Annotated in this window: 21 protein-coding genes and 2 tRNA genes; 18 read left to right on the top strand and 5 right to left on the bottom strand. The window is 63.6% G+C overall.

Annotated elements, in window-relative coordinates; all coding sequences use genetic code 11:
* Positions 1 to 911 precede the first annotated feature (911 nt).
* The gene (locus FJ988_RS05850) at positions 912 to 1,109 is read right to left on the bottom strand and encodes a hypothetical protein (RefSeq protein ID WP_140815804.1); all 198 of its coding nucleotides are present in this window, start codon (positions 1,107 to 1,109) and stop codon (positions 912 to 914) included.
* Between the two features lie 715 nt (positions 1,110 to 1,824).
* Positions 1,825 to 1,899: transfer RNA gene (locus FJ988_RS05845), tRNA-Asn, on the bottom strand.
* Between the two features lie 220 nt (positions 1,900 to 2,119).
* Between FJ988_RS05845 and FJ988_RS05840 the strand changes: the two genes are divergently transcribed.
* From FJ988_RS05840 to FJ988_RS05800, 9 genes are all read left to right on the top strand, one after another.
* Positions 2,120 to 2,380 carry a hypothetical protein gene (locus FJ988_RS05840; protein ID WP_140815803.1) on the top strand — a complete coding sequence of 87 codons (261 nt, stop codon included), beginning with the start codon at positions 2,120 to 2,122 and terminating at the stop codon, positions 2,378 to 2,380.
* Between the two features lie 183 nt (positions 2,381 to 2,563).
* A tRNA-Cys gene (locus FJ988_RS05835) sits at positions 2,564 to 2,637 on the top strand.
* Between the two features lie 107 nt (positions 2,638 to 2,744).
* On the top strand, positions 2,745 to 3,419 hold the full coding sequence (locus tag FJ988_RS05830; RefSeq protein WP_140815802.1) for a protein-L-isoaspartate O-methyltransferase: 675 nt from the start codon (positions 2,745 to 2,747) through the stop codon (positions 3,417 to 3,419).
* Positions 3,420 to 3,607: 188 nt separating this feature from the next.
* Positions 3,608 to 4,990 carry a TolC family outer membrane protein gene (locus FJ988_RS05825; protein WP_140815801.1) on the top strand — a complete coding sequence of 461 codons (1,383 nt, stop codon included), beginning with the start codon at positions 3,608 to 3,610 and terminating at the stop codon, positions 4,988 to 4,990.
* Positions 4,991 to 5,319: 329 nt separating this feature from the next.
* Positions 5,320 to 6,126, top strand: a complete 807-nt coding sequence (locus FJ988_RS05820; RefSeq protein ID WP_140815800.1) for a PopZ family protein — start codon at positions 5,320 to 5,322, stop codon at positions 6,124 to 6,126.
* A 258-nt stretch (positions 6,127 to 6,384) separates the two neighbouring features.
* A complete protein-coding gene (locus tag FJ988_RS05815) occupies positions 6,385 to 9,168 on the top strand; it encodes a valine--tRNA ligase (RefSeq protein ID WP_140815799.1) in 2,784 nt (927 codons plus the stop codon).
* Between the two features lie 361 nt (positions 9,169 to 9,529).
* Entirely contained in the window at positions 9,530 to 10,744 is a 1,215-nt protein-coding gene (locus tag FJ988_RS05810; RefSeq protein ID WP_140815798.1) for an OmpP1/FadL family transporter, read from the top strand.
* Between the two features lie 289 nt (positions 10,745 to 11,033).
* On the top strand, positions 11,034 to 12,758 hold the full coding sequence (gene ilvD / locus FJ988_RS05805) for a dihydroxy-acid dehydratase (protein ID WP_140815864.1): 1,725 nt from the start codon (positions 11,034 to 11,036) through the stop codon (positions 12,756 to 12,758).
* Positions 12,745 to 13,575: a tetratricopeptide repeat protein gene (locus tag FJ988_RS05800; protein ID WP_140815797.1), complete on the top strand. Its 831-nt coding sequence runs from the start codon at positions 12,745 to 12,747 to the stop codon at positions 13,573 to 13,575. The genes ilvD and FJ988_RS05800 overlap by 14 nt, the downstream gene beginning before the upstream one ends.
* 391 nt (positions 13,576 to 13,966) lie before the next feature.
* Here the strand turns inward: FJ988_RS05800 and xth are convergent, their stop codons facing one another.
* The 3 genes from xth to erpA are packed head-to-tail and all read right to left on the bottom strand — an operon-like array spanning position 13,967 to position 15,517.
* Positions 13,967 to 14,764 (bottom strand): exodeoxyribonuclease III, encoded by a 798-nt coding sequence (gene xth / locus FJ988_RS05790; RefSeq protein WP_140815795.1) that lies wholly within the window; start codon positions 14,762 to 14,764, stop codon positions 13,967 to 13,969.
* A gap of 8 nt (positions 14,765 to 14,772) precedes the next feature.
* A complete protein-coding gene (locus FJ988_RS05785; protein ID WP_140815794.1) occupies positions 14,773 to 15,165 on the bottom strand; it encodes a VOC family protein in 393 nt (130 codons plus the stop codon).
* A gap of 4 nt (positions 15,166 to 15,169) precedes the next feature.
* Positions 15,170 to 15,517, bottom strand: a complete 348-nt coding sequence (gene erpA, locus FJ988_RS05780; protein ID WP_140815793.1) for an iron-sulfur cluster insertion protein ErpA — start codon at positions 15,515 to 15,517, stop codon at positions 15,170 to 15,172.
* 70 nt (positions 15,518 to 15,587) lie between these two features.
* Here erpA and FJ988_RS05775 point away from each other — a divergent pair, with 70 nt between their 5' ends.
* The 9 genes from FJ988_RS05775 to tatC all read left to right on the top strand — a co-directional run bounded on the left by FJ988_RS05775 (position 15,588) and on the right by tatC (position 26,946).
* Positions 15,588 to 16,817, top strand: coding sequence for a deoxyguanosinetriphosphate triphosphohydrolase (locus FJ988_RS05775; RefSeq protein WP_140815792.1), 1,230 nt, complete (start codon positions 15,588 to 15,590; stop codon positions 16,815 to 16,817).
* 59 nt (positions 16,818 to 16,876) lie between these two features.
* Positions 16,877 to 18,634, top strand: a complete 1,758-nt coding sequence (gene argS / locus FJ988_RS05770; protein ID WP_140815791.1) for an arginine--tRNA ligase — start codon at positions 16,877 to 16,879, stop codon at positions 18,632 to 18,634.
* A gap of 103 nt (positions 18,635 to 18,737) precedes the next feature.
* Positions 18,738 to 22,148: an SPOR domain-containing protein gene (locus tag FJ988_RS05765; protein WP_140815790.1), complete on the top strand. Its 3,411-nt coding sequence runs from the start codon at positions 18,738 to 18,740 to the stop codon at positions 22,146 to 22,148.
* 132 nt (positions 22,149 to 22,280) lie between these two features.
* Positions 22,281 to 23,300, top strand: a complete 1,020-nt coding sequence (gene nagZ / locus FJ988_RS05760) for a beta-N-acetylhexosaminidase (RefSeq protein ID WP_140815789.1) — start codon at positions 22,281 to 22,283, stop codon at positions 23,298 to 23,300.
* Positions 23,301 to 23,362: 62 nt separating this feature from the next.
* Positions 23,363 to 24,163, top strand: coding sequence for a ScpA family protein (locus FJ988_RS05755; protein ID WP_140815863.1), 801 nt, complete (start codon positions 23,363 to 23,365; stop codon positions 24,161 to 24,163).
* The gene (gene scpB / locus FJ988_RS05750; protein ID WP_140815788.1) at positions 24,160 to 24,915 is read left to right on the top strand and encodes an SMC-Scp complex subunit ScpB; all 756 of its coding nucleotides are present in this window, start codon (positions 24,160 to 24,162) and stop codon (positions 24,913 to 24,915) included. The genes FJ988_RS05755 and scpB overlap by 4 nt, the downstream gene beginning before the upstream one ends.
* Before the next feature lie 179 nt (positions 24,916 to 25,094).
* Positions 25,095 to 25,316 carry a twin-arginine translocase TatA/TatE family subunit gene (locus FJ988_RS05745; protein ID WP_140815787.1) on the top strand — a complete coding sequence of 74 codons (222 nt, stop codon included), beginning with the start codon at positions 25,095 to 25,097 and terminating at the stop codon, positions 25,314 to 25,316.
* A gap of 44 nt (positions 25,317 to 25,360) precedes the next feature.
* Positions 25,361 to 26,089: a Sec-independent protein translocase protein TatB gene (tatB, locus tag FJ988_RS05740; protein WP_140815786.1), complete on the top strand. Its 729-nt coding sequence runs from the start codon at positions 25,361 to 25,363 to the stop codon at positions 26,087 to 26,089.
* Positions 26,086 to 26,946 carry a twin-arginine translocase subunit TatC gene (tatC, locus tag FJ988_RS05735; RefSeq protein ID WP_140815785.1) on the top strand — a complete coding sequence of 287 codons (861 nt, stop codon included), beginning with the start codon at positions 26,086 to 26,088 and terminating at the stop codon, positions 26,944 to 26,946. The genes tatB and tatC overlap by 4 nt, the downstream gene beginning before the upstream one ends.
* Positions 26,947 to 26,975: the final 29 nt, after the last annotated feature.

Genomic DNA, 26,975 nt, shown 5'->3' with positions numbered 1-26,975 from the left:
CGAGTTTCCCCCGAGCCGGAAGCTAGCATCGGACTGGAGTTCCACCACGGTGAGCGGCATCGCCGCCGGACACATTGTCGTGACCGCAGGAATTCGACGCATGGTCAAGGCCAGAAACGACTTCGAGGCCTTGATCCCGTCCTTGAAGTGAGAGGTGCCCGACGGACCGTCCGGGAGCATTGCAGAGCCGGTGCCAATCGGCCGCTCTATCTGTTTTCTACGCAATTCGGGATCGAAAGCCACGGCGAAGTCGCCGAGCCTAACCGCTCACACTTTTCCTGGAATGCTCCAGGCCTTGGTAAGCTGTGATTGAAAGAACTCGCCGGGCGAAGATCATCCCCAATCCTCAAGCCCGGCGAAAGTTCTGCCTGATCCCCGCGATCAGGACCAGTGGGAGGAACACCGGCAATCCCTTCGGTGCAAAACAGATGCCAGCCTCTTAGTCCCGAAACGGGACAGGCTATCGTGAGCGCATAGGCTTCGTCCCGGCAGGCCGGCGACGTTTGCGGACAAACTCCGCCCGCATCGGCGTTCACGGTAATGGCGATGTCGCCCCGTAGCGTCAGCCGGCCGTTTTCGTCATCGACGCCTGATTGCCACCACCTCGCCGATCCTGCAGCGAATGCCGTGGCGCTGCACCGTGACGGCAGCTTCATCGGCCACGCGGTGAGCCTGGGCGCACGCGGTGAGCCTGGGCGGAGGAGGCCTTGTCCGAATTGCAGCGGCCCGGCTGGCGGGCGGGGGAAGCTCACTAGCCGGGCCTGACCGGCGAGGGCACGGACAAGATACAGGGCGCCGGCTAACCGCGGTCATACGCCAAGTCCGCCATCCGAGGCGCTTGTTTAAGGAGGTATGCCGGACAAGCAATGCGTGTATCGGTACGCCCTAGTGAGTACCCTGGGATGAGCCTCCTAGTCGCCCAAATACGCTTTCACCTCAGCGCTTCTGAGGTCGTTCGGCTGCCATCCGACCGACCAAAGGCCGCTGTCGTCAAGCATCTCCAAAATCCGCAATCGCTCGGCGTCGTTGGGATATTGTCTCTTCAAAAGATCGTTGACCGCATCCACGTTGCCGCTTCGAAAGGCCTGAATGTAGATATCGTTACTCATTTTCACGTCCCCCGTTTCCCTTCCCCGCGAGCTAAATACTGTGCTCTACCCAAGCGAACGCGAACTGCTCCTTTCGGCGGAGCCGGCTATGCGAAAGAAGAATGGCCTATTCGTTCCGAGCACCCAGGCGAGCAGGCTGGACGCCTTACGATAGCGGCCCGACAGTCTCGCCATGTTTGGGATGTGCGTGTAACTGCCGGGCCTTAGCCGAGCGTTGTGAGCCAGTCGGCCGGGCCGGATATATCAGTGACCGCTAAATCGCAAAAATAGCCCATATGATTAGGGGGGACTACTCCTTGTGTGATAGCAAACCCACCGAACGATCCGGCAATCGCCCGACCTGCCTGGCGCATGCAAGCAGGTCGGGTGGGCGCTCTTGGCGATATCTGCCGTTGCATCAAATCGGGAATTTTTCGATGGCACACGAATTGCAACTTCACCGGAATAGCCAGGGGCGGCCGCACCTCCCCCGGCTATGTCCCTACACCAGGGGCGCCCGCCGCTGCCGTGAATGGGGCGGCGGGCACCCGGTATCACCTTGGGCGCGACACGCCGCGGGCCACTGGCGAATGCAAGAAAACACCAGGGGCGCGCATCGGCGGTGTAGGCGACCGGAGAGATGGCGAGCCGATCCGCAAGCCCGCGCCAGTACCATTCCTGCTGGCTGCGCCTGAAAACTCAGCATGCCTTGAAAACTTTGATGCCTTGGAAAACTTGGCTCCCCGGGCCGGATTCGAACCAGCGACCAACCGGTTAACAGCCGGTTGCTCTACCACTGAGCTACCGGGGAACAGGTGCTCTCATGTGAGTGGCGGTGGCTATAGCAAACCCGTTTCGGCTTTGTAAACGAAGCATTTCACATTCCATGGAGTTTTTTCGGTCGGCGATTTGTAGCAATCTGCGGCGGGCATTCTCATATCAGCCCTTTCTCATCCGATCGGGAACAAGGGGCATGATGCCGCTTTCCCTTCAAGACGGCGATGCGCGGGGAACAGGGACAAGGTTTCAGGATGACGGCAGCGGACGACGATAGCGCCCCGGCTCGGAAAATTTCGATCTTCGGCCGCGAGTTCAGCATGCCGCGCTCGCGCGGTTTGCGAATCGTCATCGGCGTGCTTCTCACCATCGGCGGCATCCTCGGCTTTCTGCCAATTCTCGGTTTCTGGATGATTCCGCTCGGCCTCCTGGTGCTGTCATACGAGTTCGCGCTGGTGCGCCGGCACCGGCGGCGCTTCGTCATCTGGTGGGAGCGCCGGCGCCGGCCGGACTGAGACGCCCGTGGCCGCGAGCCCGATAAGCCCGCGCCTCATCAAAACCTCCAAAGCGTTTGGAAACCAATCTGGAACGGACGTTCTAAACGGAGCACAGGAAAGCGTTCAGAATGGCTCTCATCCGGCTTGACGGCTTTTGGCTGCCAACCTAATGAGTTGCCTCGGAACGCCGGGAGCATACGAGGCCTCGTGGCGGAGTGGTTACGCAGAGGACTGCAAATCCTTGCACCCCGGTTCGATTCCGGGCGAGGCCTCCAGATGCCCGGGCTCCGGCGCCGACGCGCCGGGGCGGAAGTTCCAGTCGAATTGAACCGCGCACCGATTTGGTCGGCAGATAGGGCGCGGCAAGCGGATTGGTTGGGACATGAGCGCTGATTTCTCCGAACGCCGCCTGAAAATGGTCGATGGCCAGGTCCGCACCACGGACGTCACCAATGCGCCGCTCATCGAAGCCATGCTGGAAGTGCCGCGTGAGGTGTTCGTCGACGCCGGCCAGCGCGATCTCGCCTATATCGACGAGGACATCCGCATTTCCGGCGGCGGCAATGGTGGCGGCGCGCGCTATCTGATGGAGCCGTCGCCGCTGGCCAAACTTTTGCAACTGGCCGAGATCGATGCCGGCGATTCGGTTCTCGATGTCGGCTGCGGCACCGGCTATTCGGCAGCGCTTCTTTCGCGACTGGCGCGTTCCGTGGTGGCGCTGGAAAGCGATGCGGCGCTGGCCGATGCCGCAAAATCAACGCTTTCCGGCCTAGGCTGCCAGAATGTCACGGTGGTCACCGGGCCGTTGAGCCAGGGGCAGGCGGCCAAAGGCCCTTACAACGTCATCTTCATTGGCGGCAGCGTCGAGGAGGTGCCGGCGGCGCTGCTCGATCAATTGGCCGAGGAGGGACGCCTGGTCGCAGTCGAAGGCCAGGGCAACTCCGGCGTGGCCCGTCTGTTTTTCAAGGCAGGAGGGGTTGTAACCGGTAGACGCGCCTTTAATGCGGCAATTAAGCCACTACCGGGCTTCGAACGCACCCACGCGTTTGAATTCTGAGCGTTTTTGCCTTGCAGCGAAGGCGTTGTCGTGTTCGCTTGCGTCTCAACAGTCGTTGCTGATGACGCGATCGGGCATTTTCCGGAGCGGCGTCAGCGGGGGAACGATCAAACAACGCGGCGCCGGTCGATCCCTCGGGGTGGGCTTGCGTGGCGTGGTTCCCATGCAAAACGAATGAGGGATACAACGTGCCGTCTGTATACAAGAGTATTCTAGCAGCTACGCTGGTTTCAGCGACCGCGCTTTCGCCGCTGGCCGCCTCCGCCGAAACCATCACCGGCGCGCTTGCCAAGGCCTACCAGTATAATTCGCAACTGAATGCCGCCCGCGCCGGCGTGCGCGTCACAGACGAGGGCGTGGCCATCGCCAAGTCGGGCTGGCGCCCGACGATCGCCGGTTCAGGCACCATCGACTACACGAACACGCATGCGGCCGGCGCCACCAGGCGTATCACGACGGGCAGCTTCGGCGTGCAGATCAACCAGACGCTTTTCGACGGCTTTCAGACCAAGAACAACGTGGCTGCGGCCGAAGCGCAGGTGAAGGCTTCGGTGGAAAGCCTGCGTAACACCGAAGAGAACATCCTGTTCAACGCGGCAAGCGCCTATATGGACGTGATTCGCGATCGGCAAATCGCTGTGCTGACCCAGCAGAACCTGCAGTTCCTGACCGAGCAGGCGCGCGCCGCAAGGTCGCGCTTCGAAGTCGGCGAAGGCACCCGCACCGATGTCGCCCAGGCAGACGCTTCGCGCGCCACCGCAGTAGCGCAACTCGCCGCAGCCCGTGCGACCGCGCTGGCAAGTGCCGCGACCTATCACCAGATCGTCGGCGATGAGCCGGGCAAGCTGAAAGCGGCATCGCCGGTGGCCAAGCTGCTGCCGTCGAGCGTGGATTCAGCTCTGACGATCGCTTCAGCCGAGCATCCGGCCATCCTCGCTACCCAGCATCTCGTCGATGCCGCGGCGTTCACCGTGAAGTCGGCGGAGGGCGCGTTGCTGCCGCAGCTTACGGCTTCCGCCGGCGTTTCGGACAATTACAGCAACACCGTTCCCGGCGCGGCAACCACCTTCAACGGCAATTCGACGTCGGCCGATATCGGTGCAACGCTCACCATCCCGATCTATTCGGGCGGCCGCACCGACGCGCTGGTGCGGCAGAGCAAGGAATCGCTCGGCCAGGCCCGCATCCAGATCGATGTCAGCCGCGACCAGGTGCGCCAGGCCCTGGTTACGGCCTGGACGCAATACACCTCCGCGCGTGAAAGCGTGGATGCCAACGCCCAGGTGATCGCGGCGGCGCAATTGGCGCTGAACGGTGTCATCGAGGAGCGCAATGTCGGCCAGCGCACCACGCTCGACGTGTTGAACGCGCAGAACGCCGTGATCACGGCCAAGATCAACCAGGCCGGTTCCGAGCATGACGTGGTGGTGGCGAGTTACGCCATCCTCTCGGCCATGGGGCGGCTTTCGGTCGATCGTCTCGGCTTGGCGGTCACGAAATACAAGCCGGAAGAGCATTACAACGCCGTCAAGGACAAGTGGATCGGGTTGCGCACGCCGGACGGCCGCTGATTACCGATTTCGGTCTTCCCGCCGACGCCGCGCCTCCGATGGATGCGCGGCGTTTGTCTTTTCAAGCAGGATTGCTCGTCGGCTGCCTGGCTGGTTTTGATGCGGGTCCGGGCGCAGGGCAGGGCGAAGTCGCTGCCCCCAACCGTCGCACGCTTTTCGCGAAACTGCTCTAATCTGTTGAAATCCAACACGTCTCCATATTGGGGATTCTCGGATCGCGATCGGTCGGCTACGCTGACTGCATTGATTCGAATTCCGGTCCTGGTTGGAACGGAATTCTGGTAAGGGGTCAATTTCTTGACCTGGTCACAAAGGCGGCGGATGTGACGATGGCGACGGCAAACAGCGCGCAGCGCGAACCTTCAATGGAAGAGATACTGGCTTCCATCCGGAGGATTATCGAAGACAGCGACACCGGTCGCAAGCCGACCGATGGCGGCGAGTTGCGTCAGGACTTGGAGCCGAGCCCTGCGCCCGCGCTCGAGGTCGATGCCTTCCGCTCCGAACTGCAGGTCGAGACACGCAAGCCGGTGACGCTGGCTGACGTCCAGGCCCAGCTTGCTGCGACCGATCCGGCGCCGATGCGTGCCGAGATTCGCCCCGAGCCGGTTAAGCCTGCGCCGGCGCCGGCGGCGGAAGTTTCCGTCAGAAGCGTCGCTGCGCCGAGCGTGACCATAGACGCCGGCAAGCCTGCCTCGGCCCCGCAAAACGCCGAGACCATCGTCGCCGACTGGCGGCGCGAAATCGCTGCCGCCGGCGGCAACACCGTTACGGCGAAGCCGGCCGTCCAGGCGGCGGTAGCCGCGCCGCCTGCCGAGATGCACAAAGAAGCAGAGATCCACAAAGAGGAAGCGGAGCCGGCGGCCAAGGTCACGACGCTTGCGTCCGTTCGCGCATCCGCGTCCGAAGCGACCGCCCGACCGGCGATCGTGTCGGAACATACCGGTCGCCAGGTCGCCGCGGCCTTTGGCGAGTTGTCCGATGTCTTTGCCAGCCGCAGCAAGAAGACATTCGACGAGATGGCCGAGGAGATGCTGCGGCCGATGCTGCAGGACTGGCTGGACAACAATCTGCCGACGCTCGTCGAGCGGTTGGTGCGCGAAGAGATCGAGCGCGTCGCGCGCGGCGCGCAGTAAGGTATCCGAACAATCGGATCGTGGCGCCGCCTTCAGGGCGGCGCTTTTGTTTTGAGACCGGCGAAGCCCGCACCACCGGCATTGTCGCCGGCCGTGGCACGCCTATCTGTGAGGCTCTCAAGTTTGCTGCGTGTCGTCCCAGAACAGCCGCGCACTTCTGACCGACATGCATGGGCCGCAGCCGCTCGTGGTTGACTTGGCCAAGACCTTCCGATTTACACCGAACCAGCAAAAATCCCGACAGTCCGGACTTCCTCCATGCTTGAAAAAAACTACGACGCCAAAGCCGTCGAGCCGAAGATCGCCAAAATCTGGGAAGAGGCGGATGCTTTTCGCGCCGGCGCAGGCGCCGAGGAAGGGGCCGAGGCCTTCACGGTCGTGATCCCGCCGCCGAACGTCACCGGCTCGCTGCATATGGGCCATGCGCTCAACAACACGCTGCAGGACATTCTCGTGCGCTTCGAGCGCATGCGCGGCAAGAACGTGCTGTGGCAGCCCGGCATGGACCATGCAGGCATCGCCACGCAGATGGTGGTTGAGCGCCAACTGATGGAGCGGCAGATTCACCGCCGCGACCTGACGCGCGAAGAGTTCGTCGAGAAGGTGTGGCAATGGAAAGCCGAATCCGGCGGCTCGATCCTCAATCAGCTGAAGCGCCTGGGCGCATCGGCCGACTGGTCGCGCGAGCGCTTCACCATGGACGAGGGGCTGTCCAAGGCGGTGCTGGAAGTCTTCGTCACGCTCTACAAGGAGGGCCTGATCTACAAGGACAAGCGCCTTGTGAACTGGGATCCGAAGCTGCTTACCGCCATCTCCGACCTCGAGGTCGAGCAGCACGAGGTCAACGGCAATCTCTGGCATTTTCGCTACCCGATCGAGGGCGCGGCGTTCGATCCGGAAAACCCGAAGACTTTTATCGCCGTCGCAACGACGCGTCCCGAGACGATGCTGGGCGACACTGCGGTGGCCGTGCACCCCGACGATGAGCGCTACCGGCATCTGGTCGGGAAAAATGTTTTGCTGCCCATCGTCGGCCGCAAAATCCCAATCGTCGCCGACGAATATTCCGATCCGGAAAAAGGGTCGGGCGCGGTCAAGATCACGCCGGCGCACGACTTCAATGATTTCGAAGTCGGCAAGCGGCACAAGCTGCCGGCGATCAACATCCTGACGATCGAGGCGGCGATAAAGCTGAGAGACAACGAGGACTTCCTCGCCGGCCTTGATGTCACGCCGCAGCGCCAGGCGGTGTGGGACGAGCTTGACGGGCTCGACCGTTTCGAAGCGCGCAAGAAGATCGTCGAACTGATGGAGACCGGCGGCTTCCTCGACAAGATCGAGCCGCATCGCCATGCCGTCCCGCATGGCGACCGAGGCGGCGTGCCGATCGAGCCGTTCCTGACCGACCAGTGGTATGTCAACGCTGCCGAGCTCGCCAAGCCGGCGATCGCCTCGGTGCGCGAAGGCCGCACCAACTTTGTGCCCAAGAACTGGGAAAAGACCTATTTCGACTGGATGGAGAACATCCAGCCCTGGTGCATTTCGCGCCAGCTGTGGTGGGGTCACCAAATCCCGGCCTGGTATGGCCCGGATGGCCGCGTGTTCGTCGAGAAGACCGAGGAAGAGGCGCTGAGCGCGGCAATCGAATACTATCTGGCGCTGGAAGGGCCGTGGAAGGCCTGGGTCGAGGACAAGCTCGAGAATTTCAAGCCCGGCGAGATACTGACGCGCGACGAGGACGTGCTCGACACCTGGTTCTCGTCGGCGCTGTGGCCGTTCTCGACGCTCGGCTGGCCGGATCAGACGCCGGAGCTCAAGACCTATTACCCGACCGACGTGCTGGTGACCGGCTTCGACATCATCTTCTTCTGGGTCGCCCGCATGATGATGATGGGCCTGCATTTCATGCCGCAGGAGCCGTTCCACACCGTCTATGTGCATGCGCTGGTGCGCGACAAGAACGGGCAGAAGATGTCGAAGTCGAAAGGCAACGTCATCGATCCGCTCGACCTGATCGACGAATATGGCGCGGACGCGCTGCGCTTCACCTTGACGGTGATGGCGGCGCAGGGGCGCGACGTGAAGCTCGACCCGGCGCGCATCGCCGGCTACCGCAATTTCGGCACCAAGCTGTGGAACGCGACCCGCTTCGCGGAAATGAACGAGGTCGCCAGGAACGACGATTTCTGGCTGAACGACGCCAAGCTCGCCGTCAACCGCTGGATCCTGACCGAGCTGACCCGCGCGGCGCGTGCGATCACCGAGGGCATCACCACCTACCGTTTCAACGAGGCGGCGGGCGCGGCCTATCGTTTCGTCTGGAACCTGGTCTGCGACTGGTATCTGGAGCTGTTGAAGCCGGTGTTCATGGGCACGGACGAGGCCGCCAAGGCCGAGAGCCGGGCCTGCGTCGCCTTCGTGCTCGACGAGATCTACAAGCTGCTGCATCCGATGATGCCGTTCATGACCGAGGAGTTGTGGGCCGAGACCGCGGGCGAGGGCAGGCAGCGCGAAACGCTGCTTTGCCATGCCGCCTGGCCGTCGCCGGACTTCGAGGACGACGAGGCCGCCGCCGACATCAACTGGCTGGTCGAACTTGTCTCGGGCATCAGGTCGGTGCGCTCGGAGATGAACGTGCCGCCGGCGGCGATCGCGCCGCTGATGGTGATCGGCGCCAACACGCTCACGCATGAGCGGCTGGAGCGCCACGCTCAGGCCATCAAGCGACTGGCGCGCGTCGGCGACATCGCGCTGGTCGACGCGCCGCCGAAAGGCTCGGCCCAGATCGTCGTCAACGAAGCGACGGTGAGCCTGCCGCTCGGCGACCTGATCGACCTCAAGGCCGAGGCGGCGCGGCTGCAGAAGGAACTGGCCAAGGTCACCGAGGAAATCGCCCGCCTGCACAAGAAGCTCTCGAACGAGAAGTTCGTCGCCAACGCGCCCGAAGAGGTGGTCGAGGCCGAACGCGAAAAGTTAGCCGAATACCGCGAGGCGCAGGAGAAGCTTTCGGTGGCTTTGACCAGGGTTCGCGACGCCGGGTGAAGGGCTAAGATTCGCCCCGTCCGGGAGGTGCTTTCCTTAGCGTTAACGGCCTCTAAAACAGGCATGCCGTTGCGTTAATTTTGACGTAAACGGAAACTTTGCGCCCCATTGTTGCCGTAATGTAACAATGGGGCGTTCAGGCCCCAAAAGCGGCTGTTTCTGGGCTGTTTTGGCCGCCTTTTCCGATTTTTTTGGCCACGCGATGCCCGATTGGGGAGATTTGGACGCGATTGCAGCGTCGGTCACCGTGGCGAAAATGCGCGCTGTCAAGGTGTACGCGTACGACTTTTGAAATCGTTGTTGCGTCGTTAACCCGAATTGGTTCTAGCTTGATCCACGTGTACTTCGGGGAGGAAATTCCATGAATATTCTGCGTCTCAAAGCACTGCTGGGGGCGGGGTGCTTTTCGATGGCCCTCGTCGGCGCCGCGATGCATCCGGCGCATGCCGGCGGTCTCGAGCGCGGCGGCTACGACATTGACCTGCTTTTCGATCCGGCGCCGTTCGCGACGGAAGCCGAGGCAACCTATGTGATGCCGGATCGCAAGCTCAAGAACGCTGTCGACACCAGCGGCGGCGGCCTCACGGTTAGCAGCACGGCGAAAGATAGCGAGAGCTATTGGGTGCCGCGTATCGGCGCCAAAGCTCAAGTCGTTCCGGGCGTTGATTGTATGGTCGACTATTCGCAGCCTTGGGGTGCGCACACCGCGCCTGGCATCTGGAACGGCTCCTATTCGAACATAGAAACCGACATCAAGAGCAACAACTACGCCGCGACCTGCTCTTATAAGTTCGATGCAGGCAAGGGTCAGCTTCGCTTCATTGGCGGTGTCTTCTATCAAGAGGTGTATGGCTTCAAGGAAAGCTATGCCAATCCGTTCTTGGGTACGACACTTGGCCGGGTGGATTTGGATAGTAGCGGATGGGGATGGCGCGCGGGCGTCGCATACGAGATCCCGGACATCGCATTGCGCGCCAGCCTCGTTTACAATTCTCAGGTGAAGCTTGACAACATTTCCGGCACATTGACCATCGGTGGGTTTCCACAACCGATCTATGCTCCGACGCAAAGCATGCCTGACTCGCTGGAATTGAAGTTGCAGTCCGGTATCGCGCCAGGCTGGCTTGCTTTCGGTTCAATCAAGTGGGTGAACTGGAGTGTACTGCAGAGCGTGCCGATTTGCCCGACGATTGCTCCGGCGGCGGCATGCTTCACGAACGGACCCGGTCAGGTGACTTCACTTGATCTGATGTATCGTGACGGTTGGACCGTTTCCGGCGGCATCGGCCACAAGTTCAACGATCAGTGGAGCGCTGCCGGCCAGCTTAGCTGGGACCGTGGCACGTCGCACGGTTACGGTTCGCAGACCGATACTTGGACGCTGGGTGGCGGTGTGGCCTACACCCCGAGCCCCAATGTTGAAATTCGGTTGGCTGGCGCGATTGGTGTCATGACCAGCGGCCATTCGGGGGTAGTGAACGGTGAAAATGGTTATCAGGCCGGCACTGACGTCAGCTACGACTTCGGCAACGATCTGGTCACCGCGATCTCGGGCGGAATCAAGATCAAGTTCTAAGTTTCTGAAAATTCGAGAAAAAGGCCGGGCATTGCCCGGCCTTTTTTGTTGTCAGGCCGGTGGTTGAAAGGATCCGAAGGCGCGAGGTTGCGGATTCACTGCACGGCCGGCGCCTCGTACGATTGTGACGTTTCGGCAACAGTTTATGAACAACCCCCGCGCTAAAAGACTTGCCGAGGGAACTGCCCATTTCCCGCCATAAACCCGGAGCACCCGAGTTATGTCTCGGGACACGTGCCAGGTTGGCGCGGCGATGGGACCGGCCGCGGGGTGTGCGGCAAGGACGATGATGGACGCCAAGGCAATTTCCAAGGCCAAGCTTCCCAGCCGCTACGTGACCGTCGGTCCGGCGCGCGCGCCGCATCGTTCCTACCTATACGCCATGGGACTTTCGGCGGCCGAGATCGCGCAGCCGCTGGTCGGCGTCGCCAGTTGCTGGAACGAGGCCGCGCCCTGCAACATCTCGCTGATGCGCCAGGCGCAGGTGGTGAAGAAGGGCGTCGCCGCCGCCAACGGCACGCCGCGCGAATTCTGCACCATTACGGTCACCGACGGCATCGCCATGGGCCACCAGGGCATGAAGTCGTCGCTGGTTTCGCGCGAGGTGATTGCCGACTCCGTCGAACTCACCATGCGCGGCCATTGTTATGACGCGCTGGTCGGGCTTGCCGGCTGCGACAAGTCGCTTCCCGGCATGATGATGGCGATGGTGCGGCTCAACGTGCCGTCGATCTTCATCTATGGCGGTTCGATCCTGCCCGGCTCCTATCGCGGCCGGCAGATCACCGTGCAGGACGTTTTCGAGGCGGTCGGCCAGCATTCGGTCGGCACCATAACCGACGCCGACCTGCTTGAGATCGAGCAGGCGGCCTGTCCGTCGGCCGGCTCTTGCGGCGCCCAGTTCACCGCCAACACCATGGCGACGGTTGCCGAGGCGATTGGTCTCGCGCTGCCCTATTCCTGCGGCGCGCCGGCGCCCTACGAGATGCGCGACCGTTTCAATTTCGCCTCCGGCGAAAAGGTCATGGAGCTGATCGCAAAAAACATCCGCCCGCGCGACATCGTCACGTTGAAGGCGCTGGAGAATGCGGCAACCGTCGTCTCCGCCACCGGCGGCTCGACCAACGCGGCGCTGCATCTGCCGGCGATCGCGCATGAGGCGGGCATCAAGTTCGACCTCTTCGACGTCGCAGCGATCTTCGAGAAGACGCCCTACATCGCCGATCTCAAGCCCGGCGGCAAATATGTCGCCAAGGACATGTTCGAGGCCGGCGGCATTCCGCTGTTGATGAAGACGCTGCTCGACCACGGCTATCTGCATGGCGATTGCTTGACGGTTACTGGCCGTACTTTGGCCGAAAACATGGAACATGTTGCCTGGAATGACAGCCAGGATGTTGTGCGTCCCGCCAATCGGCCAATCACCAAGACAGGCGGCGTTGTGGGCTTGAGGGGGAACCTTGCCCCCGAAGGCGCGATCGTGAAGGTCGCAGGCATGTCGGACCTTCAATTCTCAGGCCCGGCGCGCTGCTTCGATTCGGAAGAGGAGTGCTTCGAAGCGGTCACGCAGCGCAACTACCAGGAGGGCGAGGTTCTCGTCATCCGGTATGAGGGCCCCCGCGGCGGCCCCGGCATGCGCGAGATGCTGTCGACGACGGCCGCACTTTACGGCCAGGGCATGGGTGGCAAGGTGGCGCTGATCACGGACGGGCGTTTTTCCGGTGCTACACGTGGCTTCTGCATCGGCCATGTCGGGCCGGAAGCGGCAGTCGGCGGGCCGATCGGGCTGCTCACGAATGGCGATTTGATTTCGATCGACGCGGTGAACGGCACGATCGAGGTGGCGCTGTCGGATGCCGAGCTGGAGGCCCGGGCCAAGAGTTGGAAGGCGCGCAAGACCGACTATCGGTCCGGCGCGATCTGGAAATATGCGCAAACGGTAGGGTCGGCCCGCGACGGCGCGGTGACTCATCCGGGCGCGGCCAAAGAAACGCACTGCTATGCGGACATCTGAGGTGTTGAGGTCAACTGTCTTTTCGGCACTGGTCGTGTTCGCGACCTTGGGCGCCGTCGGGCAGGCCATGGCCTTCGACGACAAGGTGTTCGACGACAAGACCGGCGTGAAGCCGAAGTCGAGCCCGTGGGCGGTGTTCCAGTTCGGCTTCTCCGCCTATAAGAACGGCCACAAGGACCAGGCGGTCGAAGCCTATAAATACGCCGCCGAGAACGGCCAGATCGGCGCCACCTGGAAGCTTGCGCGCATGTATGCCGAAGGCGACGGCGTGGCGCGCGACGACTATGCGGCCTTCAAGTTCTTCTCCGAGATCGTCGACCAGGATGTCGAGCCGGGCTCGCCGGAAGAGAGCTATGTTTCGGACGCGCTGGTGGCGCTCGGCGACTATCTGCGCAAGGGCATTCCCGGCAGCCCAGTCGAGGAAAACGAGGTCGCCGCGCAGGAATATTACATGCGCGCGGCCGCCAACTACCGCAATCCGAACGCCCAGTTCGAGATCGGCCGCATGTTCCTCAAGGGCGAGGGCGGCGTGAAGGCCAGTGTCAAGCAGGCCGGGCGCTGGCTGCAACTGGCCGCCGAAAAGGGCCATGCCGGCGCCCAGGCGACGCTCGGCAACCTGCTGTTTCAGAGCGGCAAGGTGGTGCGCGGCCTGGCGATGATGACCGCAGCGCTCGAGCGGGCTCCGCCGGCCGACCAGCCCTGGATCCGCAACATGCAGGAAGAGGCATTCGCCGCCGCCGGCGAGGCAGATCGCCGGACCGCGATCTCGCTTGCCGACGATATCCTGACCAAGGGCAACAACGGCGACGATCAGTAGCGCCGTCGATCAGCCCCGCAAAGGTACGACCAGCACCGCCGGTATCAGTTCTCGTTCGGTTCCGTAGGCGCCGGACTGGGCGCCGGGGTCGTAGAAGTCGGATGCTGCTTTGGCGCCTCTCCCGGGCACTCGTCCTTGACCTTTGTCCAGGACGTGTTGTTGAGCACCATTTCGCAGCGGGCGAAGTGGCTCTCTTCGGCAACTGTCAGACAGGCCGTGTCCCCGACATTGAAGGATTTGCCATTGGCAAGGCAGGTCGGCGCCGCAAGCGCCGTTAGGGGAGCTGCAAACGCCAACAGAACGCCGATTGGCCAGATAGATCGGTTCGCCATGAAATCCCCCACCATGCGCATGGAACGCGTGATTTGTGGCGATATCAGGTCCGAGAAGGCTATCCGGCCGGTTGCAGGTTGAGCTCGATCGCCACCGGCACATGGTCGGAAGGCTTTTCCCAGGCGCGCACGTGCTTTTCGACCGACGCCGAGGAGAAGCGGTTCGCCGCTTCCGGCGACAAAAGCAGATGGTCTATGCGGATGCCGTTGTTCTTCTGCCAGGCGCCGGCCTGGTAGTCCCAGAAAGTGTAGACATCGGGCGAATCGGTCACGGCGCGCACCGCTTCGGTGAAGCCGAGGTTCTTCAGCCGGCGGAAGGCCTGCCTTGTCTGCGGCTGGAACAATGCGTCGCCCAGCCAATTATCGGGGAAGCGCGCATCGGCGCGTTCGGGGATGACATTGTAGTCGCCGGCCAGCACCAGCGCCTCCTCCAGGCGCAACCGCTGCTCAGCCCAGCGCTCCAGCCGCGCCATCCATGACAGCTTGTAGGCGAACTTCCTCTCATCATCGACCGGATTGCCGTTGGGCAGATAGAGCGAGACCACGCGCAGCGCGCCCTTGTCGGTCGAAAAGACGCCTTCGATGAAGCGGGCGTGGTCGTCCTCGTCATCGCCGGGCAGGCCGCGATTGACCTCGTCGAAAGGCAGCTTCGACAGGATGGCGACGCCGTTGAAGCTCTTCTGGCCGTTGGTCTCGACATTGTAGCCCAGCGCCTCGATCTCGGCGCGCGGGAACAACTCGTCGACCGACTTGATCTCCTGCAGGCAAACGATGTCCGGCGCGCTTTCGGTCAGCCAGTGGGTGAGATTGCCGATGCGGGCGCGAACGCCGTTGATGTTCCAGGTGACGATCTTCATGGGCAGCCTCAATGCGGTTCGGACGGAAGGCGTTCGACGAGGCCGATCGTATTGCCTGCCGGGTCCTTTAGAAAGGCCATCCATTCGCTTTCCCCCGCAGGACCGAACGTGCCCTCGATGTCGCGATGGACGAGCGTCGGCGGGGCGGTGAAGGGAATGCCTGATGCCTTGGCCGCGGCGTGGAAGGCTTCGAGGCCGGCAATGTCGAGATAGACGGTGCCGGCCGGCACGCCGTCGGTGAAGAGCAGCCGCACGTCGCCGGCCATGATGAAGGCCATGCCCGGCGGATCGTATCGGGCGTGCACATTCAGACCGAGCACGTCGCGCCAGAAGGCGAGCGTCGCGTCAAGATCGCGGCCGGCCGATAGCGCGACCTGACGGACCGCGCCGATGGCAGGCATCGAGCTAAATGGAGAAACTGGTGCCGCAGCCGCAGGAGGCGACGGCGTTCGGGTTTTTGATCTGGAAGGATTGGCCCATCAGATCGTCGACGAAGTCGATCACCGAGCCGCCCATATAGACCAGCGACAGATCGTCGATCAGGACGGTCGCGCCATCCTTCTCGATGGCGACATCGTCGTCGTTGCGCGCCTCGACCAGATCGAATTTATAGGAGAAGCCGGAGCAGCCGCCGCCCTCGACGGAAACGCGCAACGCCGTCTTGCCCGGTTCGCCGGCGACGATCCTGGCGATCCGCTTGGCAGCGGCGTCGGTCATCTCGACCTTCATGGCAGTCTTGGCATCCGCGCCCATCGGCGTCACCTTGCTTTCGGTTTCACATGATAGGTATGAAGCGGGCGGGCTTGAGTCAACCGGTGGAACAATGGACGAGCGGCAGGGCAAAGAGGCTCTCGGCGACATCGGATTCGGCTATCGGCCACGCGCGGCCTATGCCAGCGATCCGGCGCAGTCGCGCGGCCGGCTTTTTCCCGAGGCCGAAAGCCCGACGCGCACGCCCTTTCAGCGCGATCGTGACCGCATCATCCACTCCACCGCCTTTCGCCGGCTGAAGCACAAGACGCAGGTGTTCGTCGCGCATGAGGGCGACCATTACCGCACGCGGCTGACGCATTCGATCGAGGTGGCGCAGATCGCCCGCGCTTTGGCGCGAGCCTTGCGCGGCGACGAGGACCTCGCCGAGGCCGTGGCGCTCGTCCACGATTTCGGTCACACACCGTTCGGCCATACCGGCGAGGACGCGCTCAACGACAAGATGGCGGCCTGGGGCGGCTTCGACCACAACGCGCAGTCGCTGCGTGTGGTCACCCGGCTGGAGCGGCGCTATGCCGAATTCGACGGGCTGAACCTCACCTGGGAGACGCTGGAAGGGCTGGTCAAGCATAACGGCCCGCTGATCGATGCGACCGGCAAGGGGCTCAAGGGCCCGGTGCCGCAGGCGATCCGCGACTATTCCGAGCTGCACGACCTCGAGCTCGACCGCTTCGCCGGCATCGAGGCGCAGTGTGCTGCGATCGCCGATGACATCGCCTACAACACCCACGACATCGACGACGGCCTGCGCGCCGGCCTGCTGACGCTGGAGATGCTGGAAGGCGTCAGCCTGCCGGGCTCGATCCTGAAAGGCGTGCGCGAGCGCTACCCGCAGCTTGACGACGTCCGCACCGGCCACGAACTGATGCGCCGGCAGATCACGCTGATGGTAGAGGATGTCATTGCCTCAACCACCGCCAATATCGAGCGCCTGAAGCCGGACAGCGCCGATGCGGTGCGGATGTCAGGCGAAACCCTGGTGACGTTCTCGGCCGGCATGGCCGCGGCCGAGAAACAGCTGAAGGCGTTTCTCTACAAGCATCTTTATCGGCACGCCGAGGTAATGCGGGTGCGCGCCGAGGCCGAACAGATCGTGCGCGACCTGTTCGATGTCTATTTCGCCGATCCGCGCGCCATGCCGGATGGTTGGCGCGAAGGTCTCGATCGCGCCGAGGATCGCATCAAGGCGCGCAGCGTGGCCGACTTCCTGGCCGGCATGACCGATACCTACGCGCTCAAGGAACACCGGCGTCTGTTTGACCATACGCCCGATTTGAGCTAGGGCGGGCCACGATTTGCCGGCCAAACGGCCGGTCGCCCTTAAAGCCCAGAGCATATCCCATGAATATCTTCGCCGATTTCAACGCGCGGATCGTAAAGGCTGTCGAGGCCCTCGATCTCAAGGACAAGGATGGAGCCGCGCTTGACCTGTCGCGCATCACCGTCGAGCCGCCGCGCGACGCCAGCCATGGCGATCTCGCCACCAACGCCGCCATGGTGCTGGCCAAGCCGACCGGGCAGAACCCGCGCGCTCTCGCGGAAAAGCTTGTCGAGGTGCTGCGCGCCGATGCCGATATCGCCGCCGCCGATGTCGCCGGGCCGGGCTTCGTCAATCTCAGGCTGAAGGACGGTTTCTGGCACGCGCATTTGACGGCACTTCTTCGCGAGGGGCGGGACTATGGCCGTACCAAGATTGGCGGCGGCCGCAAGGCGAACGTCGAATATGTTTCGGCCAATCCGACCGGACCGATGCATGTCGGCCATTGCCGCGGCGCCGTGGTCGGCGACACGCTGGCCAATCTGATGGCCTTCGCCGGTTACGACGTCACCAAGGAATATGTCATCAACGACGCCGGCTCGCAGATCGACGTGCTCGGCCGCTCGGCCTTCCTGCGCTATCGCGAGGCGTTGGGCGATGACGTCGGCGAGATCCCGTCCGGGCTCTATCCGGGCGACTATCTGGTTCCGGTCGGAAAGGCGCTGGCCAAGGAGTTCGGCCGCGGCCTGCTGCAGATGCCTGAGGACGAGGCGCTGGCGATCGTCAAGGACCGCACGGTCGATGCGATGATGGCGATGATCCGCGAGGATCTGGCATTGCTCAACGTGCATCACGACGTGTTCTTCTCCGAGCGAACGCTGCATGCCGACAACGCCAAGAAGATCCGCGCTGCCATCGCCGACCTGACGCTGAAGGGCCATATCTACAAGGGCAAGCTGCCGCCGCCCAAGGGCGAGAAGCCGGACGACTGGGAAGACCGCGAGCAGACGCTGTTCCGCTCGACCGCGGTCGGCGACGACATGGACCGGGCGCTGGTCAAGTCGGACGGCTCCTTCACCTATTTCGCCGCCGACGTCGCCTATCTAAAGGACAAGGTCGAGCGCGGCTTCGTCGACCTGATCTATGTGCTCGGCGCCGACCATGGCGGCTACGTCAAGCGGCTGGAGGCGCTGGCGCGCGCGGTTGCCGGCGACAAGGTCGTGCTGACGGTTCTGCTTTGCAATCTGGTCAAGCTGTTCCGCGACGGCGAGCCGGCGCGGATGTCGAAGCGTTCCGGCGATTTCGTCACCTTGCGCGAGGTGGTGGAAGAGGTCGGCCGCGATCCGGTCCGCTTCATGATGCTCTACCGCAAGAGCGATGCGCCGCTCGATTTCGACTTCGCCAAGGTGACCGAACAGTCGAAGGACAATCCGGTGTTCTACGTGCAGTACGCTTCGGCGCGCTGCCATTCGGTGTTCCGTCAGGCGAGCGAGCAGCTCGGCGAGGCGAATTTCGACCGAAGCCGGCTCACGGCTTCGGTAGCGGCGCTCAGCGACGAGGGCGAAATCGCGCTGATCCGGAAGCTCGCCGAGTATCCCAGATTGATCGAATCCGCCGCGCTGGCGCAGGAGCCGCACCGGCTCGCTTTCTACCTCTACGACCTCGCTTCCAGCTTCCATGCGCAGTGGAATCGGGGGAACGACAATCCGGACTTACGTTTTGTTAAGGTTAACGAACGAGAATCAACCTATGCCAGACTAGGGCTGGTGCAGGCTGTTTCGGATGTTTTGACGTCCGGCCTGACGCTGATCGGGGCAGACGCGCCGACCGAAATGCGTTAGGTTTAACTAAAAAACCTGTCACCTTTTGCCCACATTGCGCTGGTAAGGGCCAACCCTGCGCGACGTCCATGGCGTCCGACTGTGTGCGAGTTCGGGAACAATAATGGCAGACAGAACCCCGCTGAAAGTAGCCGACCGTAACGACATCGCCGCCGACGATCCGTTTGCGGAACTGACCCGGATCATGGGCTTCGACCCGCGCCAGCCGGTGAGGCAGCCGACTGCCGAAAGAGGCGCGCCGGCAAATCAGCCCGCGGACGAGGGCGATTTCGACATCGACCTCGAAAAAGAGTTGATGGGCGAGTTCGACGCGGTCGAGGAGTATGCGTCTCCCGCACAGCAGTCCAACCTCTATCAGATCGCGCGGGAGCCGGCTTATGAGCCTGCCGGCGCGCCCGTGGAGCCGGCCAGTCCGTCCGCCAATGACGACGAACTGATGGCGTCCTTCGAGCAGGATTTCGTCTTCGACGATGCGGCCGACCATGCCCACTTTGTCGCGACTCCGGAACCGGGGCTTGCTCCGGAGGTAGAAGTCGCACCTGAGCCTGAAGTCGCTTTCGACGATGATTTCGAAAAGGCGGTCACCGGCTCTTTCGATGCGCTTCGGTTCGAGGACGAGCCCGCAATCGACCAGGAGATGGCCGCTTCGCTGGATCAGGATTTCCAGGTCGAACATCACGAGGCCGCCGACGTTCACCAGGATGCCGTCGAGGCCGTGCAATCGGCTGCTGAAACGGCGTTCGATGCCGATTTCGACAATGCGGTGCAGATGTCGCTCGAAGACGAGATGGCTTTCGACAGCCGCGAGCCCGAGCAGTATTCTGAGCCTGAGCAGCACCCCTTGCTTGCGCATCAGCCTGTGGCTGCGGAGCCGGCCGAGGCTTACGCGGCCGGTCCGACGATTTCAGAGGACGACTTCACCGGTCATTTCGACCAGGCGATCGCCGATGTCGATCTCGACCTCGGCGATCACGAGGATTTCCAAGAGCCGGAACTGCTGGCCGCCGACGAGCCGGAACCGACCGTTGCCGATGAGCCGGCGCCGGTTGTCGAGGCGCCGACCGAGGCGGCGCATTTTGCAGCAGAACCCGACCATGTCGCTGCCGAGCCTCTCTATGCCCAGTCCCTCCACGACGATTTCGAACTGAGCTTCCGCGACGCACTGGACGAACACGACGCTCCGGCCGTCGAACCGGTTGCCGTCGCGCCGCAGCCCGTTGCCCAGCCGGCTTCGGCTGTCGCCGCTCCGATTGCGCCGGTCGAGGCTGTCGAGCCGCCCAAGCCGGCCGCCGGCGAACGCAGCCTCGAAGACGAACTCAACGCGCTGCTCGGCGCCATGACCGCGCGGCCGATGCCAGCGCTCAAGGACATTGCCCCGACGCCGTCGCCTGTTGTCCAGGCGGTCAGCCATGCCAGCCCGAAAGCGGCCGAAGATCTCCGTTGGGACGCGGACAGGCGCCAGGCCGCGCAGAGTCCTGCGGCAGAGCCAGTCGTCGACGATCTCGACGATCTGCTGGCCAGCGAGCTCGATCGCGAAGACATTGCCGCTGCCAAGGCCGAGCCGAGCATCGATTTCGATGACGACGCCTTCGATGCGGCTTTCGCCAAGGGCATCGAGGCCGATCAGGCGGCGACCGTGAGCGCTCAGCCTTCAGCCAAAAACGCTGGCGCCCCGTTCGGCTGGTCGGCGTCGGCCGAGCCGGCCAAGTGGAGCCGTTCAACCCCGACCACCGCTTACGCGACGCAGGCTTCCTTCGCCGCGCAGCCGGCGCCCGTCGCGCCTGCGATGGCGGCGCCAGTGGCGGCCCCGCAGGCGGCAGCGCCTGCCTATCGCAACGAGCCGACGCCGGATTACGTCGCGCCGGATTTCGCCGTCCAGGCCACGCCAGCCGCGGCGCCGCAGGCCCGCCAGCATGACGAGATGCCTGATGTCGAGACAGTCGATGTGCCGGAACGCGTGGTCGCGCTCGCGGACGACCTCGACATTCCGGAGCTGAGCTTCGAGGAAGACCAGCCGGCATCGCCCGCCTATGACGATCTCGACGCCGAGTTCGCCAGCCTGCTCACCGACATGAACTCGACCGAGATCGCGGCTGCGCCTGCGCCGAAGCGCGGTTATGAGGACGATTCCTACAATGCCGGATTCAAAGGCTACGACCGTCGCGATCTGCGCGACGAGACGCCGGCCGCGCCCGCGGCCCAGGCTTCGTTTGCTGCCACGAACGACTACGACGATGCCGACCTGCCGGGCAGCCGGCCGGTTTCGCAGGCCGACGATCTCGCCGCCAACGAGCTCGACTACGATCCCGAACTCGAGGAAGCAATGGCGATCCCGGGTCTTGCCGAACGTCAGGCAGCCAGGCCGCGCCGTCGCGGCATGATGATCGCAGGTCTGGTCGGCGCGGTGGTGATCGCCGGCGGCCTCGGCGCGCTTGCCTTCTCCTTCGGAGGCAAGGGTGGCAGCGAAGCGCCCGTGATCGTCAAGGCCGACAATGCGCCGATCAAGGTCAAGCCGGAGAATCCGGGCGGCACGGTGGTGCCGAACCAGGACAACAAGGTCTATGACGCCGTCGTCAAGGGCGGCACGGCCAAGCCGGCCGAGCCGGTGCAGCAGAAGCTGGTGAATACCACCGAGCAGCCGGTCGATCTGGCATCCAAGGAGCCGGCGCCAAGCCGCGTCGTCGATCTTACACCCAACGATACGGACGCTTCGGCCGGCACTGACGCCAGCAATGCCGACACGGCTTTGCCCGGCGTCGCGCCCGCTGCGATCCCTGAAAACGCGCAAGCTGCAGCGCCGCAGAGCGCCCAGCCGGCCGCGCCGATGCCGAAGTCGGAAGACCGTATCGCCCAGGTGCTGCAGCAAGACGCGAACAGCGACGCCAGCAACAATGGTGTCGTCGCCGTCGCGCCGCGCAAGGTGAAGACGATGATGGTGAAGCCTGACGGCTCGCTGGTTCCGCGCGAGGATCCAGCGCCGGCGGCTCCGAAGGTCGCGGCCGCCGAGCCGACCGATCCGGCGCCGCAGCATGTCGCCCCGGCGGCGGACGCTCAAGCGACCGGCACCGTCGACAGCGATCAGGCCGCCGTCGACCAGTCCGAGACCAAGCCGCTGAAGCCGGCAAAGCCGGCGGCCAAGGCCCAGTCGAGCAACACGCCGGCGGTTGTGCCGGTGGCGCCGCCGCGCCCGTCCGACCAGCCGGTCGATATCGTCGGCGAGGTCAAGCCCGACCAGGTCGCCTCCATCGATCCGGCTTCGTCTGCCGGCGGCGGCTCGTGGTCGATGCAGATCGCCTCGCAGCCGACGGTGGAAAGCGCGCAGTCGACCTATCAGGACCTGCAGCGCCGCTATGGCAGCGTGCTGTCCGGCCGCACGGCCAGCATCGTCAAGGCGGAAGTCGCGGGCAAGGGCACGTTCTACCGTGTTCGCGTCCCGGCCAAGTCGCGCAACGACGCGATCGCGCTCTGCACCAGCTACAAGGCGGCCGGCGGCAACTGCTTCGTGTCGCGCTGATCCGTTTCAACCATTCAAGCCGGCGCCGCCGCAAGGCTGCGCCGGCTTTTCGTTGTGGACGGTTGCGGGCTTTGGCGGCTCGCAGGGCAGGGGTGATTCCCTTTGCCCGGCCAAAGCCTTAAGCTTGCGTACATGAGCGAATCAAAATCCATGATCCTCGGCTGCGCCGGGAAATCCCTCAGCGATGACGAAATCCGGTTCTATCGCGACGAACGTCCGTGGGGCTTCATCCTGTTTGCCCGCAACATCGGCGAGGCCGGGCAGATCCGCGACTTGGTTGCTTCGATGCGCGACAGCGTCGGGCGGCCGGACGCGCCTGTCTTCATCGACCAGGAAGGCGGCCGGGTGCAGCGCCTGCGACCGCCGCTGGCGCCGAACTATCCGGCGGGCGGCGCGCTCGGCGCTTTGTGGCGTGAGGACAAGGATGCCGGCAGCCGCGCCGCCTGGCTCATGGCGCGGCTGCATGCCTTCGATCTTTCGCGGTACGGAATTACCGCAGACTGTCTGCCGGTGCTGGACGTTCCGGTCGAGGGCGCCAGCGACGTCATCGGCGCTCGAGCCTATGGCAAGGAGCCCAATGCCGTGATCGAGCTTGGCAAGGCTTCGGCCGAGGGGCTGATGGCGGGCGGCGTGCTGCCGGTGATGAAGCATATTCCGGGTCATGGTCGGGCATCCGCCGACACGCATTTCGCGCTGCCGACGGTCGATACGCCGCTAGCCGAGCTGCGCAAACATGATTTCGCCCCGTTCAAGGCACTCAACCACCTGCCGATGGCGATGACGGCTCATGTGGTCTACAGCGCCGTCGATCCCGACAATCCGGCAACCACTTCGGCCAAGGTCGTCAACGAAATCATCCGCGGCGAGATCGACTTCGACGGCTTGCTGATGAGCGACGACACCTCGATGAAGGCACTTTCTGGGGATTTCCCGACAAAGGCGGCCGCAATCCTTGCGGCCGGCTGCGATCTCGTCCTTCACTGCAACGGCGTTTTCGAGGAAATGTCCGGCATCGCGTCGCGCACGACGGCGCTCACCGGCAAGTCCTTGCAACGCGCGGAGCGGGCGTTGACCTATATAAAGAACCGCGACGTCGCCGACGAAACCGCGATACGTGCTGAATTTGCCACCTATTTCGAAGCGGTGGCCTGAACCGAAGGGACGAAAGGCAAGTGGCGGAGACATTGGAAGTGAAGGCCGCGAAGGCCGCGCCGATGGACCGTCTGTGGGCCGAGAACGACGATGCACGCCTGACCGGCGACCCGTCGCTGGTCGTCGACGTCGCCGGTTTCGAAGGCCCGCTCGACCTTTTGCTGCATCTTGCCCGCAACCAGAAGGTCGATCTGGCCCGCATTTCGATCCTGGCGCTGGCCGAGCAATATCTCGCCTTCATCGAGCGGGTGAGGGCGCTGAGGCTCGAGCTTGCCGCCGACTATCTGGTGATGGCGGCGTGGCTCGCCTTCCTGAAATCCAAGCTCTTGATCCCGAAACAGCCGGGCGAAGAAGGCGAGAGCGGCGAAGAATTGGCGGCGGTGCTGCAGTTCCGGCTGAAGCGCCTGGAGGCGATGCGCGATGCTTCGGCAAGGCTGGTCAACCGCAACCGCCTCGGCCGTGACGTCTTCGCGCGCGGCATGCCGGAAATGGTCATCGTCGAGAAACGCAACAGCTTTTCGGCCTCGCTTTATGATCTTCTGACCGCCTATGCGCAGCAGCGTCAGAAGCAGGCGATCAACAATGTGACGATCGCCCGGCGCGCCGTCTGGTCGCTGAAGGACGCGCGCGAAGTGCTGGCAAGGCTGATCGGTGAGATCGGCGATTGGACCGCGCTCGACAGTTTCCTCATCGAATATCTGGCGGCGCCGGAAGAAAAGCGCACCGCGATGGCCAGTTCCTTCGCGGCAACGCTCGAAATGGTGCGCGAAGGCAAGCTGGACATGCGGCAGGAGCAGGTGTTCGCGCCGATCTATCTGCGCGGCCGCACGCAAGGGGTAAGGGCAGTCGAGGTGGCATCATGAGCGAACGCGCCAACGCTTCGGTCATTCCGTTCAAGGTCGATAACGAACCGGACGATGAAATGGCCGAGGAGGGCTCTCTGGAAAACCCTGCCGAGCGGCTGCAACTGTCGGAAGCCGTGCGCATGGCCGAGGCGATCGTCTTCGCCAGCGCCGAGCCGGTGAGCGAGAAGCAACTGGCCGCGCGCCTGCCGGAAGGCGTCAACATCGCAGCCGCGATGGCCGATCTGCAGGAAATCTATGCCAAGCGCGGCGTCAACCTGGTGCGGGTCGGCGACGCCTGGGCGTTCCGCACCGCGGGCGACCTGGCCTTCCTGATGAGCCGGGACTCCGTCCAGCAGCGGAAACTTTCCCGCGCGGCGCTCGAAGTGCTGGCGATCATCGCCTATCACCAGCCGGTGACGCGGGCCGAGATCGAGGACATCAGGGGCGTCGAGACCTCGAAGGGCACGCTCGACACGCTTTTGGAGACCGAATGGGTGCGCATGCGCGGCCGCCGGCGCACGCCCGGGCGCCCCGTAACCTATGGCACGACGGACGCCTTCCTCGACCATTTCGCGCTGGAGGAGATCCGCGACCTGCCGGGCATGGAAGAGCTGAAGGGCGCCGGTTTGCTGTCGACCCGCATGCCGTCGAACTTCTCGATGCCGGTGCCGCCGGCCGATCCCGACGCGCTGGCCGAGGACGAGGATGCGCTGACCGATATCGACCTCGAGGAGCTCGGATTGCTCACGCCGCGCGTCACGGAAGAGTGACGGCGGGCATCGCTCTAATGGTCTATTAGCAGGCCCTGCGCGGATTCGTAGCAAGCGGCTCGCACCGAAAGTGCGTGACATCCGCCAGCCATTTTATCAACTTCGTTGCGGTTGTGTTTGAATCCCCGAGCGAAAACGCATAGATCATCGCCGAGGGAAAACATTCGAGAGAGATTGTTATGGGTTCATTTTCGATTTGGCACTGGATGATCGTGCTGGTCATCGTGCTCCTGGTGTTCGGCCGCGGCAAGATCCCCGAACTGATGGGCGACATGGCCAAGGGCATCAAGAGCTTCAAGAAGGGCATGGCTGACGACGACACCGCCGACGACAAGCGCACCGTCGAGCACCGTGCCGACGAAACCGTTTCGTCGGTCAAGGAAAAGGCCAGCAAGAGCTGAGCCGAGCGCTCTGCTTGGAACAGCTCTCGTTGGAATAGATTGCCATGTTCGAAGTCGGTTGGAGCGAACTGCTGGTGATTGCGGTCGTCATGATCGTGGTCGTCGGGCCGAAGGATTTGCCCAACATGCTGCGCACTTTCGGCCGCACCGCGGCGAAGCTGCGGGCGATGGCCGGCGACTTCCAGAAGCAGTTCAACGAAGCCTTGAAGGAAGCCGAGCTCGACGACGTGAAGAACTCGATCGACAGCCTGCGCGGCCTCAACCCGATGAACGAGGTGCGCAAGCAGCTCAATCCGTTCGAGCAGGCGGCGGCCGATGTGCGCTCCGGCGTCGATACGATGATGAAGCCGAAGCCGGCCGCCGACCCGGCGACGCCTCCGGCATCTACGCCGCAGCCCGCCGAGCCGCTCAAGAACGGCGCAACCGATATGCCCGGCGTCAGCGCGACTGAGACGAGTCCGGCCGCGCCGATCTTCCCGGCCATGACCGACGCCTCGGTGACCGCACCGGCCGCGGAAAGCGCCGCGCCGGCCCAGCCGGCGAAGAAGTTAGCGACTTCGAGGACGAAGGCTACTGGGGCCTCGAAAACGGCTGCTGCGTCGAAGGCACCGGCCGCAAAGGCGCCGAGCAAATCCGCGGCCACTGCGGCCAAGGCAGTTGCCCCCGCTAAAAAAGCAGCGCCCACTGCCGAGGCGAAGCCTGTCGCGGCGAAGAAGCCGGCCGCCAAGAAGGCAGCCGCTGACACCAAGAAGACGGCTGGAGCCGCCAAGTGAGCGTTTCGGACAAGGACAAGGAAGACATCGAGAAATCGTCCGCGCCGCTGATCGAGCATCTCATCGAACTGCGCCGCCGCCTGATCTGGTCGCTGGGCGGCTTCTTCGTCGCCTTCCTCGTCTGCTTCTTCTTCGCCAAGCGCCTGTTCAATCTGCTCGTCATCCCGTTCAAATGGGCGACGCAATGGGCGGGCCTCGATCCGCACAAGGTCGAGCTGATCTACACCGCGCCGCAGGAGTTCTTCTTCACCCAGGTGAAGCTCGCCATGTTCGGCGGCATGGTGATCGCCTTCCCGCTGATCGCCACGCAGATCTACAAATTCATCGCGCCCGGCCTCTACAAGAACGAGCGCAACGCCTTCCTGCCGTTCCTGATCGCCTCGCCCATCCTGTTCCTGATGGGCGCCTCGCTGGTCTATTTCTTCTTCACCCCGATGGTGATGTGGTTCTTCCTGGCCATGCAGCAGACCGGTACCAACGACCAGGTGCAGATCTCGCTGCTGCCGAAGGTGTCGGAATATCTTAGCCTGATCATGACGCTGATCTTCTCCTTCGGCCTGGTGTTCCAGTTGCCGGTGGTGACCAGCCTGTTGACGCGCGTCGGCATGCTGTCGTCGCAGGCGCTGGCGGACAAGCGCAAATGGGCGATCGTGCTGTCCTTCGTCGTCGCCGCGGTGCTGACGCCGCCCGATCCGATGAGCCAGTGCGGCCTCGCCATCCCGACCATCATCCTCTACGAGGTCGCCATCTGGTCGGCGCGCATGATCGAGCGCAGCCAGGCGCGCGAACGCCTGGCGCGGGAGCAGGCGGAAGCGGGCAGCTCGGTCGCCGACGACAAAACTCCCGACGCCACCTAAGGGTCGCGTCAGGCTGGAAATCGCGGCGG

This window comes from Mesorhizobium sp. CU3 (assembly GCF_006442965.1).
Taxonomy (GTDB): domain Bacteria; phylum Pseudomonadota; class Alphaproteobacteria; order Rhizobiales; family Rhizobiaceae; genus Mesorhizobium.
This window is presented reverse-complemented; position numbering and strand designations above follow the sequence as displayed.

What these genes read in the sequence shown, in the direction of transcription:
- nagZ (WP_140815789.1), top strand. Translation starts at nt 22,281, where the DNA reads ATGAGCGAATCAAAATCCATGATCCTCGGCTGCGCCGGGAAATCCCTC.
- FJ988_RS05755 (WP_140815863.1), top strand. Translation starts at nt 23,363, where the DNA reads ATGGACCGTCTGTGGGCCGAGAACGACGATGCACGCCTGACCGGCGAC.
- argS (WP_140815791.1), top strand. Translation starts at nt 16,877, where the DNA reads ATGAATATCTTCGCCGATTTCAACGCGCGGATCGTAAAGGCTGTCGAG.
- ilvD (WP_140815864.1), top strand. Translation starts at nt 11,034, where the DNA reads ATGGACGCCAAGGCAATTTCCAAGGCCAAGCTTCCCAGCCGCTACGTG.
- FJ988_RS05810 (WP_140815798.1), top strand. Translation starts at nt 9,530, where the DNA reads ATGAATATTCTGCGTCTCAAAGCACTGCTGGGGGCGGGGTGCTTTTCG.
- FJ988_RS05840 (WP_140815803.1), top strand. Translation starts at nt 2,120, where the DNA reads ATGACGGCAGCGGACGACGATAGCGCCCCGGCTCGGAAAATTTCGATC.
- FJ988_RS05815 (WP_140815799.1), top strand. Translation starts at nt 6,385, where the DNA reads ATGCTTGAAAAAAACTACGACGCCAAAGCCGTCGAGCCGAAGATCGCC.
- FJ988_RS05775 (WP_140815792.1), top strand. Translation starts at nt 15,588, where the DNA reads ATGGACGAGCGGCAGGGCAAAGAGGCTCTCGGCGACATCGGATTCGGC.
- xth (WP_140815795.1), bottom strand. Translation starts at nt 14,764, where the DNA reads ATGAAGATCGTCACCTGGAACATCAACGGCGTTCGCGCCCGCATCGGC.
- tatB (WP_140815786.1), top strand. Translation starts at nt 25,361, where the DNA reads ATGTTCGAAGTCGGTTGGAGCGAACTGCTGGTGATTGCGGTCGTCATG.
- FJ988_RS05785 (WP_140815794.1), bottom strand. Translation starts at nt 15,165, where the DNA reads ATGCCTGCCATCGGCGCGGTCCGTCAGGTCGCGCTATCGGCCGGCCGC.
- FJ988_RS05745 (WP_140815787.1), top strand. Translation starts at nt 25,095, where the DNA reads ATGGGTTCATTTTCGATTTGGCACTGGATGATCGTGCTGGTCATCGTG.
- erpA (WP_140815793.1), bottom strand. Translation starts at nt 15,517, where the DNA reads ATGGGCGCGGATGCCAAGACTGCCATGAAGGTCGAGATGACCGACGCC.
- FJ988_RS05830 (WP_140815802.1), top strand. Translation starts at nt 2,745, where the DNA reads ATGAGCGCTGATTTCTCCGAACGCCGCCTGAAAATGGTCGATGGCCAG.
- scpB (WP_140815788.1), top strand. Translation starts at nt 24,160, where the DNA reads ATGAGCGAACGCGCCAACGCTTCGGTCATTCCGTTCAAGGTCGATAAC.
- FJ988_RS05800 (WP_140815797.1), top strand. Translation starts at nt 12,745, where the DNA reads ATGCGGACATCTGAGGTGTTGAGGTCAACTGTCTTTTCGGCACTGGTC.
- FJ988_RS05850 (WP_140815804.1), bottom strand. Translation starts at nt 1,109, where the DNA reads ATGAGTAACGATATCTACATTCAGGCCTTTCGAAGCGGCAACGTGGAT.
- FJ988_RS05765 (WP_140815790.1), top strand. Translation starts at nt 18,738, where the DNA reads ATGGCAGACAGAACCCCGCTGAAAGTAGCCGACCGTAACGACATCGCC.
- FJ988_RS05820 (WP_140815800.1), top strand. Translation starts at nt 5,320, where the DNA reads ATGGCGACGGCAAACAGCGCGCAGCGCGAACCTTCAATGGAAGAGATA.